We start from the raw sequence: 17,079 nt of genomic DNA on the forward strand, positions 1-17,079 counted from the left end.
CTTATGACCGCTTTCGCCAGGTTGAGCCTGGTCAACCGCACTCTTGTGATCCTGATCGCGGTCGTGCTCAGCGCGTTCGGCGCGTTCACGATCCCGCAGCTGAAGCAGCAGTTGCTGCCGTCGTTGTCGTTCCCCGGCGCGTTCGTGATCGCCCCGTACCCGGGCGCGTCGCCCGACATCGTGGAGGAGCAGGTCACCAAGCCGATCGAGGACTCCTTCCAGGGGCTCGACGGCATGGAGGAGCTGACGTCCACCTCGCGGGAGGGCGTGGCGCAGATCCAGGTGGCTTTCGAGTACGGCACCGACATCGAGGCGTCGCTGAACAAGATGCAGCAGGCGCTGAACCGGGTGACGCTGCCGGACGGCGTCGAGCCGCAGGTCGCGGCCGGCAGCACGGACGACATCCCGGTGCTGGTGCTGGCGGTCGGCGACGGCGGCGACCAGCAGGCGATGGCCGACAAGCTCAACCGGATCGTGGTGCCGGCGTTGCAGGGCGTGGAGGGCGTGCGCGAGGCGACCGTCACCGGTGTCCGCGACGAGGTGGTGACCATCGAGCCGGACGCCGGGAAGATGGCGCTGGCCGGGGTGTCGCCCGCGCAGATCCCCGAGGCGCTGCGGGCCAACGGCACGCCGATCCCGGCGGGCACCCTCATCGAGGACGGCAGGGCGCTCACGGTCCAGGTCGGCACCCGGGTCGACTCCCTGGAGAAGCTGAAGAACCTGTACCTGACGCCGGCCCAGCCCCAGCCGCAGGCCCAGCAGCAGACGCAGCCCCAGCAGGGCCAGCAGCAGCAGGCCCGCACCCCCACGTCCCAGGCGCAAGCCCAGGCGCAGGCTCAGGCCCGGTCGCCGCGGCCGGTCAAGCTCGGCGACGTGGCCACCATCAAGCAGGGCCTCGCGGCGGCGACCACGATCACCCGCACCGACGGCCGCTCCAGCCTCGGCGTGTCGGTGACGATGACCCCCGACGGCAACGCCGTGTCGATCTCCCACGAGATCCGCGACCTGCTGCCGGACCTGACCAAGGCGCTGGGCGACGGCTCGGACACGGCGGTGTCGGTCGTGTTCGACCAGGCCCCCTACGTGGAGCAGTCGATCGAGAGCCTGACCACCGAGGGCCTGCTGGGCCTGGTGTTCGCGGTGCTGGTCATCCTGGTGTTCCTGCTGTCGGTGCGCTCGACGCTGGTGACGGCGGTGTCGATCCCGCTGTCGGTGGTGATCGCGCTGATCGTGCTGTGGGCGGGCGGCTACTCGCTCAACATGCTGACGCTCGGCGCGCTGACGATCGCGGTGGGCCGGGTCGTGGACGACTCGATCGTGGTCCTGGAGAACATCAAACGGCATCTCGGCTACGGCGAAGCCAAGCTGCAGGCGATCCTGACGGCCGTGCGCGAGGTGTCGGGCGCGGTGACCGCCTCGACGCTGACCACGGTCGCGGTGTTCGTGCCGATCGCGGTCGTCGGCGGCATGGTGGGCGAGCTGTTCAGCCCGTTCGCGATCACCGTGACGGTGGCGCTGCTGGCGTCGCTGGTGGTGTCGCTGACGGTGGTGCCGGTGCTGGCGTACTGGTTCCTGAAGGCGCCGCAGCTCACGCCCGAGCAGGCGCGCAAGCTGCGTGAGGAGGCCGAGGCCAAGGAGCTGCGCTCGCCGCTGCAGCGCGCCTACCTGCCGGTGCTGCGGTTCGCGACCCGGTTCAAGCTGACGACGGTGCTCATCGGCGTGGCGGTGTTCGTCGCGACGATGGGCGTCGCGGGCGCCCTGCAGACCAACTTCCTGGACTCCTCCGGGCAGAACACGATCTCGCTGTCGCAGCGGATGCCGGTCGGCACCGACCTGGAGACCACCGACAAGGCGGCCAAGAAGGTCGAGCAGGTGCTCGCCGACGACAAGCAGGTCGAGTCGTACCAGGCGAACGTGGGCGGCGGCAACGCGATGGCGGCCGCGTTCGGCGGGGGCGGCGGCTCGGACCGGGCCTCGTACTCGGTGACGCTCGCCGACGGGGCCGACACCCCGGCGGTGGAGCAACGGCTGCGCGAGAAGATCGGCAAGCTGACCGGCGTCGGCGAGGTCACGGTCGGCGCGGCCGGCGGCGGAGGCGGTTTCAACGCCGACGGCATCAGCGTCATCGTCCGCGGCCCCGACCTCGACACGCTGCAGGCCGCGTCCGAGCAGGTCGCCAAGGCGATGGGCGAGGTCAAGGGGCTGCGGGACGTCTCGTCGAACATGGAGGCGTCCGCGCCGCGCATCGAGGTCGTCGTCGACCGGCAGAAGGCGGCGGCGCGCGGGCTGTCGGAGGCGCAGATCGGGCAGAGCGTGGCGCAGGCGTTCCGCGGCGCGCCGCTCGGCCAGGTGACGCTCGACGGCCGCAACAGCGACCTGGTGCTGCGCGGCGCCGAGGCGCCGCAGGACGTCAAGGAGGTACGGGACCTGCCGCTGATGACGGCCTCGGGCCTGGTGCGGCTGTCGTCGGTGGCGCAGGTCAAGGAGGTCGCCGGCCCCACGCAGGTGACCCGCATCGACGGCGAGCGTTCGGCGACGGTGACGGCCAAGGCCGTGGACGCGGGCGACCTGGGCGCGGTGACGCAGGAGCTGCGCGAGAAGCTGGACGGGCTGCAGCTGCCGGCGTCGGCCTCCTACACGCTGGGCGGCGCGTCGGCGGACCAGGAGGACGCCTTCGCCGACCTCGGCATGGCGATGCTGGCGGCCATCGCGATCGTGTTCCTCATCATGGTGGCGACGTTCCGCAGCTTCGTGCAGCCGCTGATCCTGCTGGTGTCGGTCCCGTTCGCGGCGACCGGCGCCATCGGGCTGCTGGTCGCGACCGGCACCCCGATGGGCGTGCCCGCGCTGATCGGCATGCTGATGCTCATCGGCATCGTCGTGACGAACGCGATCGTGCTCATCGACCTCATCAACCAGTACCGCGAGCAGGGCATGGGCGTGGTCGAGGCGGTCATCGAGGGCGGCCGGCGCCGGCTGCGGCCGATCCTGATGACGGCCGTGGCGACCATCTGCGCGCTGACGCCGATGGCGCTGGGCGTGACGGGGTCGGGCGGGTTCATCTCGCAGCCGCTGGCGATCGTGGTCATCGGCGGGCTGATCTCCTCGACGCTGCTCACGCTGGTGCTGGTGCCGACCCTCTACACGATGGTCGAGCGGGCCAAGGAGCGGCTGCGGCGCGGCCCGGCGGCGCCGGTGAAGGAGGAGAAGGTGCTGGAGCCGACGCCGTCCTGACGGCGCGCGGCAGGTACGGGGCCCGGTCGCCGGCGACGGCGGCCGGGCCTTTCCCCGCCCCCGGGCGTGCGACGTGGCCGGGGACGATGCCTACACTTGTCGAACGTGACTTCCAAGCCGCGCATCCCGAACGTCCTGGCCGCCCGCTACGCCTCGCCGGAGCTGACCCGCCTGTGGTCGCCCGAGTACAAGATCGTCGCCGAGCGGCGGCTGTGGCTGGCGGTGCTGCGGGCGCAGGCGGAGCTGGGCGTCGCGGTCCCCGAGGGCGCGGTCGCCGACTACGAGAAGGTCGTCGAGCAGGTCGACCTGGAGTCCATCGCGGCGCGCGAGCGGGTGACGCGCCACGACGTCAAGGCGCGCATCGAGGAGTTCAACGCGCTGGCCGGGCACGAGCAGGTGCACAAGGGCATGACCTCGCGCGACCTGACCGAGAACGTCGAGCAGCTGCAGATCCGCGACAGCCTGCTGCTGGCCCGCGACCGCATGGTGGCGCTGCTGGCGCGGCTGGCGACGCTGGCGAAGGAGCACGAGGCCACGGTGATGGCCGGCCGCTCGCACAACGTGGCCGCGCAGGCCACCACGCTCGGCAAGCGGTTCGCGACCGCGGCCGACGAGCTGCTGGTCGCCTACCGGCGGCTGGAGGAGCTCATCACCCGCTACCCGCTGCGCGGCATCAAGGGCCCCGTCGGCACCGCCCAGGACATGCTGGACCTGCTCGGCGGCGACCGGGCCAAGCTCGCCGCCCTGGAGGGCCGGGTGGCCGAGCACCTGGGGTTCGCCGGCGCCTTCACCAGCGTCGGGCAGGTCTACCCGCGCTCGCTGGACTTCGAGGTGCTGAGCGCCCTGGTGCAGGCCGCGGCGGCGCCGTCGTCGCTGGCCAGGACGATCCGGCTGATGGCCGGCCACGAGCTCGTCACCGAGGGGTTCGCCGAAGGCCAGGTCGGCTCCTCGGCCATGCCGCACAAGATGAACACCCGCTCCTGCGAACGGGTCAACGGCCTGGCGGTCGTGCTGCGCGGCTACGCCTCCATGACCGCCGAGCTGGCGGGCGACCAGTGGAACGAGGGCGACGTGTCGTGCTCGGTGGTGCGGCGGGTGGCGCTGCCGGACGCGTTCTTCGCCTTCGACGGGCTGATGGAGACGATGCTGACGGTGCTGGACGAGTTCGGCGCCTTCCCCGCCGTGATCGCCGCCGAACTGGACCGCTACCTGCCGTTCCTGGCCACCACGAAGATGCTGATGGCGGCCGTGCGGGCCGGGATGGGCCGCGAGCAGGCCCACGAGCTGATCAAGGAGCACGCCGTCGCGGCGGCGCTGGCGATGCGCTCGCGCGGCGCGGCCAACGAGCTGCTGGACCTGCTGGCCGGCGACGAGCGCTTCCCGCTGGACCGGGAGCGGCTGGACGGGCTGCTGGCCGACCGGGTGTCGTTCACCGGCGCGGCGGCCGACCAGGTGGAGGCCGTCGCCCAGCGGGTGGCCGAGATCGTGGCCGCGCATCCGGAGGCGGCCGCCTACCGGCCGGGCGCCATCCTGTGACCTGCCCGCAATGGTGACGCGGGAGCTGCGCACCCCCGCCGACGTACGGTCGGCGTGCGGGGACGACGACCTGGTGATGTGGGCGGCGCAGGGACTGCGGCCCGGCGCGCGGGCATGGGCGGCGGGCGGCGCGGTCGTCGCCGGCTGCCCCGGCATCTCACGCTGGGACCGGCTGGTGGTGCAGGGCCCGCCGCGCGACGCCGCGCCGCTGGTGCGGCACGCCCTGGCCGAGCTGGGGCCGTCGTACCGGCCGCTCGGCGAGGCCGAGCTGATCCGGCAGGTCGCCGGCGCGGTGGACGGGCTGCGGGCGGGGCCGTGCTTCTCCTGGATGAGCCTCACCGAGCTCCACCACGACACCGGCGACACCGGCGACACCGGCGACACCGGGGAGGACGGCGAGGACGGCGTGGGGTGGCTGGACGGCGCCGAGGCGGAGATCACCGCGCTGCTCGCGGCCGACGCCCCCGACGCCTACGCCGTGCCCGGCGGCGCCGGGGTGCGCCGGTGGGCGGGGCTGCGCGACGGCGGCGTGATCGCCGCGGTCGCCGCCGACGCCTGGTCGGCCCCGGACGTCGGGCTGCTGGCCGGCGTCGCCACCCGCGCCCCCTACCGCGGGCGCGGCCTGGCCGAACGGGTGTGCCGGTGGGTGTCGGGACGGCTCATCGACACCTACGGGCGGGCCGCGCTGATGGTGGACGACGACAACCCGGCGGCGATCCGCGTCTACGAGCGCATCGGCTACCGGCGCCGCCAGGTGATGACCTCCTCCGTCACCACCTGAGAGCCCCCCAGGGGGCGGGGGCGAAAATCGGGTGAGGTTCGGGCGGTGCTGGTGCAGAGTTGACGGCGTGATGTCCGATTTCATGCCGGGTATTGAGTTGTCGCGGGCTTTCTACCATGAGGTGGTGGCGCCGCTGGTGCCGCGGACCGCGCACAGCGCCGCGCTGGTGGGGCCGGGTTCTGAGGTGCTGGCGTTCGACACCGCCCGCTCGGCCGACCACGACTGGGGGCCGAGGGTGCTGCTGTTCGTGCCGGGCGAGCAGGTGGCCGAGGTGGAGGCGCGGGTGCTGGCGGGACTGCCGGAACGTTTCCGCGGACTGCCGACCGTGTTCCCCTATCACGGCCGGGCCCGGCCCGGCGTACGGGTGTGCGAGCCGGGCGCGTGGCTGCGCGAACACCTGGGGTTCGACCCGCGGGCGGGCATGTCGCTGCTCGACTGGCTGTCGGTGCCGTGGCAGCGGCTGGCGGAGGTGACCCGCGGCGAGGTCTTCCACGACGGCCTCGGCGCGCTGGAGGCGGCGCGGGCCGCGCTGCGCTGGTATCCCGAGGACGTGTGGCGGTACGTGCTGGCCTGCCAGTGGCGGCGCATCGCCCAGGAGGAGCCGTTCCCCGGCCGGTGCGGGGAGGTCGGCGACGAGCTCGGGTCGGCGGTCGTGGGGGCGCGGCTGGCCCGGGAGGTGATGCGGCTGGCGCTGCTGCTGCGCCGCCGCTACCCGCCCTACGCCAAATGGCTCGGCAGCGCCCTGGCCCGCCTGCCCGGATCGGCCGAACTGGGGGAGTGCCTGGGAGCGGCGGTGTCCGCGCGGTCGTGGCGGGAACGCGAGGAACTGCTGTCGGGCGCCTACACCCGCCTGGCGGCCCTGCAGAACCGGCTGGCGCTGGCCGAACGGCTGGACGAGGGCGTGCGCGGCTTCCACGACCGGCCGTTCCGGGTCATCGGCGGCGACCGGTTCGCCGAGGCGCTGATGGCGTCGGTGTCGGACCCGGCGATCCGGGCGCTGCCGGCCGCCGGATGCGTCGACCAGCTGTCGGACTCCACGCAGGTGCTGACGGAGTCGGGGCGGGCGCGGGCGCTGACGGCGGCGGCGCTGGGCCTGACCGCCTGAGTCTTCTCAGCTTTCTCCGGCGAGCTCCGCGGCGAGTTCAGCGGCCCGGGAACGCCAGGCGGGCAGCGCGGCCGGGTCGCCGGTGCAGGTGAGGACGAGACGGGCGCCGTGGCCGGTGCCCTCGCCCAGCTCCCAGCGGACGCCGCCGCCCGGCGTCCCGTACTCCAGGAGCTTGCCGGGCTCGGCGCGGGTCACGGGGCCGGCCGGGACGGCGGGCACGGTGAACGGGGCGGGCGGCGGCTCGCCGACGGCGGCGCGGTCGCCGCCCAGATGCCGCCAGACGTGATCGGCCGGGCGGACGAGCTGGCGTTCCACGCGTACGGTGCCGCCGTCGCAGGTCGCGCCGTCGAGGCCGAGGATGTGGACGTAGTCCTCGTGCAGCCGCCCCATTTCGGGCGGGCCGGCGGCGGGGGAGCGGCCGTCCAGGTGGGCGAGCATGGCCATGAGGCAGGTGTGCCAGCCGGCGGCGAAACTGGCGGCGCCGTACCGGTCGGAGAAGGTGTGGGTGAGCGTGAGCAGGGTGCCGCCGCCCTCGTCCGGCTCCAGCTCCCACCGCAGATGGTCCTCGCCCCAGGTGTGGGCGAACAGGCGGGGCGGCTCGCGGTGGGTGACGCGGCCGTCGGGGCCGAAGCCGTAGCCGATCCGCTCGCCGTCGATGGTGACCTCCGCGGGGAACCAGGCGGCCAGGTGGTCCGGCTCGGTGAGGGCGCGCCAGACCTTCTCCGGCGGGTGCGGCAGGCGGCGGCGCATACGCAGACAGGTGCGGCCGTCGGGGTGGAGGGTGAGGTCCTCGTTCATCGCACGTCCTCCTCGGGCTCGTCCGGCATGGCGTCCAGATGGGCCTCCAGCCGGTCGAGGCTGCGGGTCCAGAGCCGGCGGTAGGGGGTGAGCCAGGCGTCGATCTCGGCCAGGGGAGCGGGGGTGAGCTCGTAGAAGCGGCGCTGGGCGTCCTTGCGGACGGTGACCAGGCCGGCGCGGCGCAGGGCGCGCAGGTGCTTGCTGGTGCCCGGCTGGGTGAGGCCGAGGCTGTCGGTGAGCTCGGTGACGTTGCGGGGGCGTTCGAGGAGCAGGTCGAGGATGTGCCGGCGGGCGGGCTCGGCGAGGACGTCGAAGGGCATGCCAGCGAATATACCCGCTCGGTTATATGCCCGCAAGGGCATGTATCAGGGGTGGCGGGCCGCGTTGGCGTGGATGGCCTCCCGCACGTAACCGGCCAGGCCCGGCAGGACCGCGTCGAAGAACGCGGTGAAGCGGACATCGGTGACGTACAGGTCGCCGAGGCGGCGGTGCAGGTCGTGGCCGCAGTCGTAGAACCAGCGATGCACATGGCCGCGGTGACGTTCGGCCAGGTCCATCGCGTGCTCGCCGCCGGCCGGCAGCCCCGCCTTGAACGCCTCGGCGAGCGCGCCGGTGATCGCCGACGCCTCGGCCTTCAGCTCCAGCCAGTCGGCCCTGCTGTAGGAGGCCACCCGGCGGCGGCTCTCGGCGTAGCGGGGGTCCGCGCCCCAGCGGGCGGCGGCCTCCGCCTCGTGCTCCTCGGGCCGGAAGCCGCCGAACACCTCGAAACGCTCGGCGGGGGTCAGGGTGATGCCGCTGGTGTGCGCGTGGATGGCGCGTTCGACGGCCGCGATCACGTCGCCGAGATGGCGGGCGCGGGCGGTGAGCAGCTCGTGCTGGCGGCGCAGATGGGTCAGCTCGTCGGCCCGCGGCTCGTCGAGGATGACGGCGATCTCCTCCAGGGGGAAGCCGAGCTCCCGGTAGAGGAGGATCTGCTGCAGGCGGGCGAGATCGGCGTCGGTGTAGCGGCGGTAGCCGGCGCGGGTGCGCTCGGTGGGGGCCAGCAGGCCGATCTCGTCGTAGTGGTGCAGGGTGCGTACGGTGACGCCGGCGAGGCGGGCGACCTGACCGACCGACAGACTCATGCCTCCCACCATGGACCCTCACGAGGGGTGAGGGTCAACTCCTTTGCCGGGTGCGGGCCCGGCCCGTACGTAGGTACTCATATAGGGATTTCTCACCTCTTGGTGGGGCGGGGTGTGAGGGCATGGTGAAGGAGAACCCCGGAGACGGGACGCACCAAGGATGGGGGATCCGACATGTGCCAGCACCAGCCTCCGCACCCGCCGCCCGGCACCACCCGCCGGCCCGAGCGGGGAGGGGACCTGCCACGCAACGGCGCCGCCCGCACCCCGGCGACCCGGCACGACAGGCGATCGGCATGAGTCCCGCCTGCACGGCCATGCCCGCCGCCATGCCCGCGCTCCTGCCGGCGCTGATGCCGCAACTCATGCCCGCGTCCATGCCCGCCTGCCTGCCCACGTCCATGCCCATGGTCGCGGCGTCGTGGACGCTGCCCGCCACGCCCTCCTCGGTGCCGCGCGCCCGCCGCGCGGCACGCGGCCTGCTCGCCGAGTGGGACCCGCCCCGCGAGACAGCAGAGGCCGCCGAACTCCTGGTCAGCGAACTCGTCACGAACGCGGTCCGGCACGCGCACGGCCCCGTCGTGCTCAGCATGTGGGCACGCGACGGCCGGCTGCGCTGCGAGGTCGCCGACACCGACCCCCGCCCGCCCCGCCCCCGCCGGGCCGGCGAGCAGGACGAAGGCTCCCGCGGCCTGGAGCTGGTGCAGGCGCTGGCCGACGCGTGGGGGAGCACCCCCTCACGGCGCGGCAAGGTCGTCTGGTTCGAGCTGGCCGCGCCGGGGTGCGCGTGAGGTTCCCCTGCTCACGCGCGCCCCGGCGCCGCGCCCTCACCCGGTCACGCCAGGCCCGCCCCATCGGCAGGCAAAAACTTGCTGTGGGTTTTGGCAGGAACTGCCCCGGATAAGGGGCCGGACATAACCTGGGGACGACGGCGGGCGGCGGCGCACGAGGCGCACGCCGGCTCCGCCACTGTGAGGCGCCATGACAACGGTGACGACCAGCAGCATCCGCCCCGAGGGGCGAACACGGGAGACGACGCGTCCCGGCGCTCGCCGGGACCGGCATCGACCTCCGGGACGGCCCGGCGCAGGAACCCGCGCCGACTCGCGAGGACCACGCGGCCCGCGTACGCTCCCGCAGGCCCAGGACCTGCGGACAAGAGCGCGCCCGGCGCCGCGCTTATTACCACGAGCGGCCCGCCTGACCTGCGCGCGGCCCCGCCCGGACACGGACCGCACGGTCACCACGGCGGTCACCACGGCGGTGACACGCCGGCCGGCGCGACACCCGTCGCAGCCGTCCCGCCACGCCGGACAGCGCCGCCCGCGACCCTGCGAGCACGGCCACCGGCGTGCCGCGTCACTCGATCACCGGTTATTACCCCGGTGAGCGAACGATAACAATACCGGTAACGGTATAGAGTGAGCCTCATGGTGCGACCACCGCTGACTCCCGAAGAACGGCTCCGCGGCGAGCACCTCGGCACGATGCTCCGCCAGGCCCGCGGCGAACGCAGCATCGTCGAGGTCGCCGCCGCCGCCGGCATGTCCGCCGAAACCCTCCGCAAGATCGAGACCGGCCGGATCGCCACACCCGCGTTCTTCACCATCGCCGCGCTGGCCGACGTCCTCGACATCTCGCTCGACCACCTCGCCACCCGCACCACGCCCGCCCCCACCTGACCCGGCGTCCGCCCAGCTCAACCCCCTTGTTACCGTCGGTCACATGGACACGGGGGAGCGCCGCCCGCCGCCCAGGCCCAGCCTGCCGCGGCGCCTGCTCATCCTGGCCGCCCTGGCCACGGTGATCCTCACCGCGGCCGCGCTCGGCGCCGCCTCCTTCCTGCTCACCACCACCACCCGCTGACGGGTTGCACGTCTGATCCCCGCCAGCGCGCAACCGCCCCGAGCGGCGATCCTGGCGCCATGAGCACCACCACCGATCACCACGACGCACCGGCGGCCGACGCCTGGACGGTGATGCAGAAGTTCTACGCCGCCGAAGCCGCGTACGTCGCCGCAGGCGGACCCGGCAAGGCGAGCTACGACCAGGTCGCCGCCCACCTCGACCCGGAAGTGACCCTGCACCAGGCGCCCGGGCTCCCCTTCACCGGCACCTGGCACGGCCACGACGGCATGGAACGGTTCCTGGCCCGCTTCAGCGAGACCTGGGAATCGATGGAGTTCCTGGAGCAGGAGCACTGGGGCGACGAGCACACCGTCGTCGTACGCAACCGGGTGCGCTTCCGCGCCCGCGCCACCGGACGGGACGTCGACACCCTGATCGTGCAACTCATCACCGTCAGGGACGGCCGCATGCTCGAATGCCGCCCCTTCTACTGGGACCCCGCAGCCATCGCCGCGGCCTGCGAAAGTCAGTAACCGGCCGCCCGCGCCAGCGGCGAGCCCGCACCCGGCTCCAGCGGACGCGACAGGAACACCGGCGCCTGCGCCATGAACCGCGGCTCGGCCCCCAGATGCTCCTGCGCCGCGTGCACCGTGAACGGATGCACCACAAACACATCACCCGGAGAACCGGTCGCCAGCGCCACCGGCCGGTCCCGGCCCACCTCCTCGAACGCCGCCCCGATCTCCATCACGTCCCGCACCCGCTCGTCCAGCAGCGCCGCCATGTCCCGCTGCGAACCCACCCGGATCCGCGTCGGCGCGTCCTGCGGCCCCACCCGCGACAGCAGCACCAGCAGCAGCAACGTGTGCGGCCGGCCGCTCACCCCGTACGTGCCGTCCGCGCGCGGCGTGTTCGCGTCGATGTGCCAGCCTCGATCCTCCGCCGGCGGCACCCGCGGGAACCGCACCGGGATATTGCCCACACTGCCGCGCGGCAGCCACCCGCCCGCGCCCGCCACCGCGTCCAGCGCCGACGCCAGCCGCGCGCTGCGCACGATCTGCCCGAACGGCCCCTCACCCGTCATGTCAGCCGTCCACACCACCGGCTGCGTCCACCCCGACGGATCGTCCGGCGACAACCCGATCCGCTGCCACAACAGCGCCCGCGCCGCGTCGGCCACCTCGCCCGGCACGACCGACCCCACCTTGACGAACCCGTCGGCCACGAACGCCTCGACGTCCACTCCGGCGCCGCCGCCCATGCTGGTCTCGTTCATGCGCCGGCACGCTAGCAGCGCCCACCCGGCCGGATCGACCCGATTTCCCCCGCAAGGGGGACAGGCACGCTCAGACGAGCGAGAGCTGCGCCACCCGCGGCTCCCGCACCCGCGCCTCACCCGGCCCGAACGCCATCCCGTACACCTGGCACAACTGCGCGATCTGCCCCGTGATGCGCCGCTCGTAGTCCGGCGACGGCAGCCCCGCCCGGTCGTACAGTTCCTCGTAACGCGCCACCAGATGCGGATGCGCCGCACCCAGCCACTCCAGGTACCACGCCCGCGTCCCCGCCGGCAGCCGCAACACCACCGGCTCCACCGCCCGCGCCCCCGCACCCGCGATCCGCCGCACCGTCGCCCCCAGCTGATCGGCCGCGTCACTCAGCAACGGCAGCACCGGCGCCATCAGCACCCGGCACTCCACCCCGGCCTCCGCCAGCGCCGACACCAGCTCCAGCCGCGCCTGCGCCGTCGGCGCCCCCGGCTCCACCGCCCGCCGGATCCGCTCGTCGACGAACGCGATCGACACCGCCACCCGCGCCCCCGCCTCCGCCAGCAACGCCGCGTCCCGCAACACCAGCGCCGCCTTCGTGTAGACGGTGAACGGCACCCCCGCCTCCGCCAGCGCCCCGATCACCCCCGGCATCAGCCGGTAGGTCGCCTCCGCCTCCTGGTAGCAGTCACCGCTGACGCCCACCGCCAGCTCCTCACCGCCCCAGCGCGCCAGATCCGCGCGCAACCGCGCCACCGCGTTCGGCTTCACCACGATCCGGGTGTCGAAATCACGCCCCGCGTCCAGCCCCAGCCGCCGATGACCCGACCGCGCCCCGCAACCCCGGCACGCGTGCGCACAACCCCGATAGGGGGAGACCGCCCACTGCTGCGCGATGCCCGCCACCGGCGGCACCCGCTCGATCATCGTCCGGGCCTGCGTCTCGTAGAAGCCGTCGCGCAGCACCGCGCGCCGCTCGATCAGCGGTCGCTCATCGGCGGCGTCCACCAACGGAAGCGCGTCCCAACCCACACCCTCCAGTGGAACACGTATTCGACTGCGTTTTCAAGCAGTTCCGCCACACCCGGGGGAGCGGAGCCACACGATAAACTGGGACACCCGTACCAGTTCACCCCCAAAAGGAACACCATGGCCTGGCTCCTGCTCGCCCTCGCCATCGCCTCAGAAATCCTCGCCACCAGCGCACTCAAACTCAGCAACGGCCTCACCCACATCGGCTGGACCATCGCCGTCGCCGCCGGCTACATCACCTCCTTCACCCTCCTCGCCCAAGCACTCAAACTCCAACTCGACATGGGCACCGCCTACGCCGTCTGGTCCGGCGCCGGCACCGCCGCCATCGCCCTCATCGGCGCCGCCTTCATGGGGGAGACCCTCACCCCGTACAAGATCGGCGGCATCCTCCTCATCATCGCCGGCGTCATCGTCCTCAACCTCGCCGCCCGCACCCCATGACAACGCACCCCATGAAAACCCCCAACCCCGCCACCCAGGCCCGCTCCCGCCGACGCCGCGCCACCCTGCTCAACACCGCCGTCGACCTCCTCGCCGAAGGCGGCTTCGCCGCCGTCACCCACCGCGCCGTCGCCCAACGCGCCCACCTCCCACTCGCCGCCACCACCTACTACTTCACCTCCCGCGACCAACTCCTCGCCGAAGCCTTCGCCCAGCTCGTCGAGACCGAACTCACCACCACCGCCACCCTGATCACCCACCACGGCCTCACCGGCCTGCCCCACGCCCTCACCACCGACACCGACCGCACCCGCCAACTCGGCCTATGGGAGCTGTACGTCCACGCCGGCCGCGACCCCGTCCTGCAACACATCGCCCGCCGCTGGACCGACGGCTGCACCCGCCTCATCGCCCAAGCACTCCACCTGCCGGAAACCGACCCCCGAGCCCGCCTCCTCTACACCACCCTGTCCACCCTCTGGCTCGAACTCGTCGTCGAACAACGCCCCGCCGAACAAGCCCGCACCCTGCTCACCCACGCACTCGAAACCCTTTTGCCACCCCGCTGACCAATCCCTACACTGCCCCCGTGCTCCAACCCACCTACCCCATCACCACCCCCCGCCTCACCCTGCGCCCCTTCACCACCGACGACCTCGACGCCGTCCACGCCTACGAATCCCGCCCCGACGTCGCCCGCTACCTCTACTGGGAACCCCGCGACCGCGACACCAGCCGCGAAGTCCTCGCCAAGAAAGCCACCCGCACCGCCGTCCACGCCGAAGGCGACGCCCTCGACCTCGCCGTCACCCTCACCCGCACCGGCGAACTCATCGGCTCCGCCCTGCTCGTCTGGACCAGCGACACCCACCGCCAAGGCGAGATCGGCTACATCCTCCACCCCGACCACCACGGCCACGGCTACGCCAGAGAAGCCGCCCGCGCCATGCTCACCCTCGGCTTCACCGGCCTGCGCCTGCACCGCATCACCGGCCGCCTCGACGCCCGCAACACCGCCTCCGCCCGCGTCCTCGCCAAACTCGGCATGCGCCACGAAGCCACCCTCGTCGACAACGAGCACGTCAAAGGCGAATGGACCAGCGAGACCATCTACGCCATCCTCGAGACCGAATGGACCCCATGACCATCCACCACCTCGCCCTGGCCACCGACTGGCACCACGCCACCGACGCGGGGGAGTACCGCATCTCCACCCTCGGCCGCACCCTCGACGAAGAGGGCTTCATCCACTGCAGCCACGACCTCGACCAGCTCCGCCAGGTCCACGACCGCTACTACACCCACGTCACCGAGCCCCTGCTCGTCCTCGACATCGACCCCACCGGGCTCGACATCCGCACCGAGAACGGCTACCCCCACCTGTACGGCCCGCTACCCGTGACCGCCGTCACCCACGTCCGGCCCTACACCACCTGATCAGCGAGACGACAGCGGGGGAGAAGCACCCCACAACGGACACCCGCACGTCCGCACCCCGGCCGAACGCCTCGACCCGTGACCACGGGCACACCGGTGACCCCGGCGCCGGCCCGCGCAACAACAAAAACCCGTCAGCGCACCCGCTGACGCAACCCGTTAACGAACCACCCGCAACGACGCCCCACGCGGCCGCCCCGCAGCCACCATCGGCGGCATCGCCGGCGCCGCCTCAGCCACCGGAACAGGCTCCTGCGCCGGCACCCCCGGCCTCGGACGCGCCACTTCCCGCGTCCGCTCCTGCGCCACCCGCTCGGCGCAACCACCCCCGCAATAACCGTTCGTCACGATCAGCCGCCCCCGCAGCTTCGTGTACGCCTCCTTACCGGAAGCGGGCAGAACCCCCTGACACACCGGGCATAAGACGGACTCGATCCCCATGTGCTGCTCCTCTCGCGGCGCGAATAGCAGGAGCTCCACCCTAAATCGGCGATCCCGCGCAAGGACAGTGATTCAACACAAGGTCAACCTTCCCGTCAGAACCTCGCGGAGGGGGACCGGGCCTGCCGGGGGCCGATTCCGGTCTACTTGACATAATGTTCATTATCGAGCAAACAGACATGTGCCGACTAAAGCACCCCGCACCGGGAAGACGCACCGCATGTACCCCCTGGAGATCACGACCCCGAGCCTCATCGCGCTCACGGCCGTCATCACCGCAGCCGCCATCTGGCTCGCCATCCTCGCCGTGCGCCTGACCCAGCGGCCGCGTAACCGGCTGAACCCGAGCATCGATCTTGTCGACCAGGCTCGCGAGCTCAAAGCCCTCGGCCAGATCCAGGAAGCCGTCTTCCTGGTACGCGGCGAGACCGGCATGAGCCAGCGGGCCGCCGCCCGGTTCGTCAACCGGCTGTGAAGGTGGTTTGCCGGGGCCTCTCCCCGGCGAGACTGCATAATGCCGGAAATAGTGCGATACCGGACAGAATGTGGGTTCTGTCCGGTTGGTGACGAACGCATCTTTGCCCAGGCCCGCACTCGGCGAGACCGTTGTTGTGCCTCCCCTGCAAGGATCGGACGCCCAGCGCGACGTTCGGCTCGCGACAGCTCCTGGTGCTCGCCAACGACCTGCGCTGCAGCGGACCTTGACTGACTTGAAGACTCGACGGACCTGACGAGGAGCACGCCCTCATCCGGCGCCTCTCCCCCGCAGGCCGAACCCGAGGCTTCTGCGCATGGCGAAAGCACCAGCTGGATGAGCAGGACTGGCAGGCGCGACGCGCCCTCGTTGGCCGGCCGGCGGTCTTTGTCGTGCAGCAGAGTCTGGGAGGCTCAGGCCGGTCGCGCCGCTGGCGACGGGCCAGCGCGGTCCGTCAAGCCCAAGTAGGCTCTCCAGCGGATCGGCGCGCGAGGCGGGGAGGCATGATGACGACCGGAGAGCAGCGTTTGACCGGAGAGGGGACGGTGACGCGCCCGCCGGCGGGTCAGGTGCACGCCGGCGCGATCGACGCCTTCATCGCCGCGGCCAACACCGGCGATCCGGATCGCCGGGCCCGGCTGCTCAGCCTGGCGCTCGCCCCCGATGTGTCGTTTCACGGCCCTCTCGGCCGGGGGGTCGGACGCGGTGCCGTGGAGGACTTCATCACCGAGGTGGTGCAGAGCTATCCGGCGGGCCGGTGCCGCATGGTGCGGACGACGGTGGTCGACGCGCCTCATGAGTGGGCCAGGTTCGGCTGGCGTTTCGAGTCCGCCGACGGCACCGCGGTGCTGAGGGGCACCGACATGGTTCATTTCACCGCTGCCGGAGACATCGACGAGATCGTGGTCTTCGCCGGACCTCTGCAGCAGGAGGGCTGAGAGCCGGCGCGCTGCGGCGCGTGGTGCTTTCGGGGCCGGGCGGTGCGAATTCGAAGCAGTAGGGTGAGGGGCGTGAGCGATCCGACGGCCGGCCTGAACAGTGAGCAACTTGGCGCCTACTTCGCCCTGATGGAGGTCAGCAGCCTTCTGCAGTACGCGGTGGAGGAGCACTTGCGGGCCGACGGTGATCTCAGCTGGGTGCAGTTTCAGATCCTGGCCCGGCTGGTGGACGCGCCGGAGGGCAGGCTGCGGATGACGGACCTGGCGGACGGTGTCGTGTACAGCCGTAGTGGTCTGACCTATCAGGCGGGTCTGCTGGACAAACGTGGCTTGATCACCCGCTCGCCGTCGCCGGAGGACGAGCGCAGTGTGATGGTGGCTGTCACGGACGCCGGCCGGGAGCTGGTCGCGCGGGTGCTCCCGGGGCATGTCGCTCAGGTGCGGGGGTTGTTGTTCGAGGCGATGAGCGATGAGGACCTCGTCGCGCTCGGTGGCGTGCTGGCCCGCGTCCGCGCTCACATGCGCGCCACCCCGCCACGTTCTGCCAAACGTCGGCCCGGCCGCAGCCGGGCCGGATGACCCGTCTCCCCCGCCGTGGCCATCCCTTCTCTGTGGCGG

At 72.3% G+C, this 17,079-nt stretch carries 20 protein-coding genes; 15 read left to right on the forward strand and 5 right to left on the reverse strand.

The annotated features are described in order from the left end of the window. Window positions 1-3 precede the first annotated feature (3 nt). From ACBR40_RS26765 to ACBR40_RS26780, 4 genes are all read left to right on the forward strand, one after another. Window positions 4-3,234 carry an efflux RND transporter permease subunit gene (locus ACBR40_RS26765; RefSeq protein WP_371250528.1) on the forward strand — a complete coding sequence of 1,077 codons (3,231 nt, stop codon included), beginning with the start codon at window positions 4-6 and terminating at the stop codon, window positions 3,232-3,234. A gap of 105 nt (window positions 3,235-3,339) precedes the next feature. Next, window positions 3,340-4,770, forward strand: coding sequence for an adenylosuccinate lyase (gene purB, locus ACBR40_RS26770; RefSeq protein WP_371250529.1), 1,431 nt, complete (start codon window positions 3,340-3,342; stop codon window positions 4,768-4,770). 10 nt (window positions 4,771-4,780) lie between these two features. Further along, window positions 4,781-5,551, forward strand: a complete 771-nt coding sequence (locus ACBR40_RS26775; protein ID WP_371250530.1) for a GNAT family N-acetyltransferase — start codon at window positions 4,781-4,783, stop codon at window positions 5,549-5,551. A gap of 124 nt (window positions 5,552-5,675) precedes the next feature. Then, the gene (locus ACBR40_RS26780) at window positions 5,676-6,656 is read left to right on the forward strand and encodes a DUF4037 domain-containing protein (protein WP_371250531.1); all 981 of its coding nucleotides are present in this window, start codon (window positions 5,676-5,678) and stop codon (window positions 6,654-6,656) included. A 6-nt stretch (window positions 6,657-6,662) separates the two neighbouring features. Here the strand turns inward: ACBR40_RS26780 and ACBR40_RS26785 are convergent, their stop codons facing one another. From ACBR40_RS26785 to ACBR40_RS26795, 3 genes are read right to left on the reverse strand one after another with little or no spacing between them, the layout of a single operon-like run. Then, on the reverse strand, window positions 6,663-7,454 hold the full coding sequence (locus ACBR40_RS26785) for an SRPBCC family protein (RefSeq protein ID WP_371250532.1): 792 nt from the start codon (window positions 7,452-7,454) through the stop codon (window positions 6,663-6,665). After that, window positions 7,451-7,774 (reverse strand): metalloregulator ArsR/SmtB family transcription factor, encoded by a 324-nt coding sequence (locus ACBR40_RS26790; protein WP_344217125.1) that lies wholly within the window; start codon window positions 7,772-7,774, stop codon window positions 7,451-7,453. The genes ACBR40_RS26785 and ACBR40_RS26790 overlap by 4 nt, the downstream gene beginning before the upstream one ends. A gap of 45 nt (window positions 7,775-7,819) precedes the next feature. Continuing rightward, window positions 7,820-8,578, reverse strand: a complete 759-nt coding sequence (locus ACBR40_RS26795; protein ID WP_371250533.1) for a MerR family transcriptional regulator — start codon at window positions 8,576-8,578, stop codon at window positions 7,820-7,822. A 296-nt stretch (window positions 8,579-8,874) separates the two neighbouring features. Here ACBR40_RS26795 and ACBR40_RS26800 point away from each other — a divergent pair, with 296 nt between their 5' ends. The 4 genes from ACBR40_RS26800 (at window position 8,875) to ACBR40_RS26815 (ending at window position 10,959) form a co-directional block, all read left to right on the forward strand. Next, the gene (locus ACBR40_RS26800; protein ID WP_371250534.1) at window positions 8,875-9,369 is read left to right on the forward strand and encodes an ATP-binding protein; all 495 of its coding nucleotides are present in this window, start codon (window positions 8,875-8,877) and stop codon (window positions 9,367-9,369) included. Between the two features lie 639 nt (window positions 9,370-10,008). After that, window positions 10,009-10,260 (forward strand): helix-turn-helix domain-containing protein, encoded by a 252-nt coding sequence (locus ACBR40_RS26805; RefSeq protein WP_371250535.1) that lies wholly within the window; start codon window positions 10,009-10,011, stop codon window positions 10,258-10,260. Between the two features lie 43 nt (window positions 10,261-10,303). Then, window positions 10,304-10,444, forward strand: a complete 141-nt coding sequence (locus tag ACBR40_RS26810; protein WP_344217132.1) for a hypothetical protein — start codon at window positions 10,304-10,306, stop codon at window positions 10,442-10,444. Window positions 10,445-10,503: 59 nt separating this feature from the next. Then, a complete protein-coding gene (locus ACBR40_RS26815) occupies window positions 10,504-10,959 on the forward strand; it encodes a nuclear transport factor 2 family protein (RefSeq protein WP_344217134.1) in 456 nt (151 codons plus the stop codon). Here ACBR40_RS26815 and ACBR40_RS26820 read toward each other — a convergent pair. After that, the gene (locus tag ACBR40_RS26820) at window positions 10,953-11,702 is read right to left on the reverse strand and encodes a phytanoyl-CoA dioxygenase (protein WP_371250536.1); all 750 of its coding nucleotides are present in this window, start codon (window positions 11,700-11,702) and stop codon (window positions 10,953-10,955) included. The two genes, ACBR40_RS26815 and ACBR40_RS26820, sit on opposite strands and share 7 nt — an antisense overlap. Window positions 11,703-11,772: 70 nt before the next feature. After that, entirely contained in the window at window positions 11,773-12,702 is a 930-nt protein-coding gene (locus ACBR40_RS26825) for a radical SAM protein (protein WP_364457461.1), read from the reverse strand. Window positions 12,703-12,843: 141 nt separating this feature from the next. Here ACBR40_RS26825 and ACBR40_RS26830 point away from each other — a divergent pair, with 141 nt between their 5' ends. The 7 genes from ACBR40_RS26830 to ACBR40_RS26860 all read left to right on the forward strand — a co-directional run bounded on the left by ACBR40_RS26830 (window position 12,844) and on the right by ACBR40_RS26860 (window position 17,040). Continuing rightward, window positions 12,844-13,170: an SMR family transporter gene (locus ACBR40_RS26830; protein WP_344217140.1), complete on the forward strand. Its 327-nt coding sequence runs from the start codon at window positions 12,844-12,846 to the stop codon at window positions 13,168-13,170. Window positions 13,171-13,181: 11 nt separating this feature from the next. Next, window positions 13,182-13,739: a TetR/AcrR family transcriptional regulator gene (locus tag ACBR40_RS26835; protein WP_371250537.1), complete on the forward strand. Its 558-nt coding sequence runs from the start codon at window positions 13,182-13,184 to the stop codon at window positions 13,737-13,739. A 20-nt stretch (window positions 13,740-13,759) separates the two neighbouring features. Then, window positions 13,760-14,314: a GNAT family N-acetyltransferase gene (locus ACBR40_RS26840; RefSeq protein ID WP_371250538.1), complete on the forward strand. Its 555-nt coding sequence runs from the start codon at window positions 13,760-13,762 to the stop codon at window positions 14,312-14,314. Continuing rightward, window positions 14,311-14,607: a DUF952 domain-containing protein gene (locus tag ACBR40_RS26845; protein ID WP_371250539.1), complete on the forward strand. Its 297-nt coding sequence runs from the start codon at window positions 14,311-14,313 to the stop codon at window positions 14,605-14,607. Before ACBR40_RS26840 ends, ACBR40_RS26845 begins: the two co-directional genes overlap by 4 nt. A gap of 661 nt (window positions 14,608-15,268) precedes the next feature. After that, the gene (locus tag ACBR40_RS26850; RefSeq protein ID WP_329577730.1) at window positions 15,269-15,523 is read left to right on the forward strand and encodes a hypothetical protein; all 255 of its coding nucleotides are present in this window, start codon (window positions 15,269-15,271) and stop codon (window positions 15,521-15,523) included. 503 nt (window positions 15,524-16,026) lie between these two features. Continuing rightward, the gene (locus ACBR40_RS26855; protein WP_371250540.1) at window positions 16,027-16,461 is read left to right on the forward strand and encodes a nuclear transport factor 2 family protein; all 435 of its coding nucleotides are present in this window, start codon (window positions 16,027-16,029) and stop codon (window positions 16,459-16,461) included. Between the two features lie 72 nt (window positions 16,462-16,533). Continuing rightward, the gene (locus tag ACBR40_RS26860; RefSeq protein WP_344217152.1) at window positions 16,534-17,040 is read left to right on the forward strand and encodes a MarR family transcriptional regulator; all 507 of its coding nucleotides are present in this window, start codon (window positions 16,534-16,536) and stop codon (window positions 17,038-17,040) included. The last annotated feature ends 39 nt before the right edge of the window (window positions 17,041-17,079 follow it).

This window comes from Nonomuraea sp. AD125B, assembly GCF_041402765.1.
Classification (GTDB): domain Bacteria; phylum Actinomycetota; class Actinomycetes; order Streptosporangiales; family Streptosporangiaceae; genus Nonomuraea; species Nonomuraea bangladeshensis.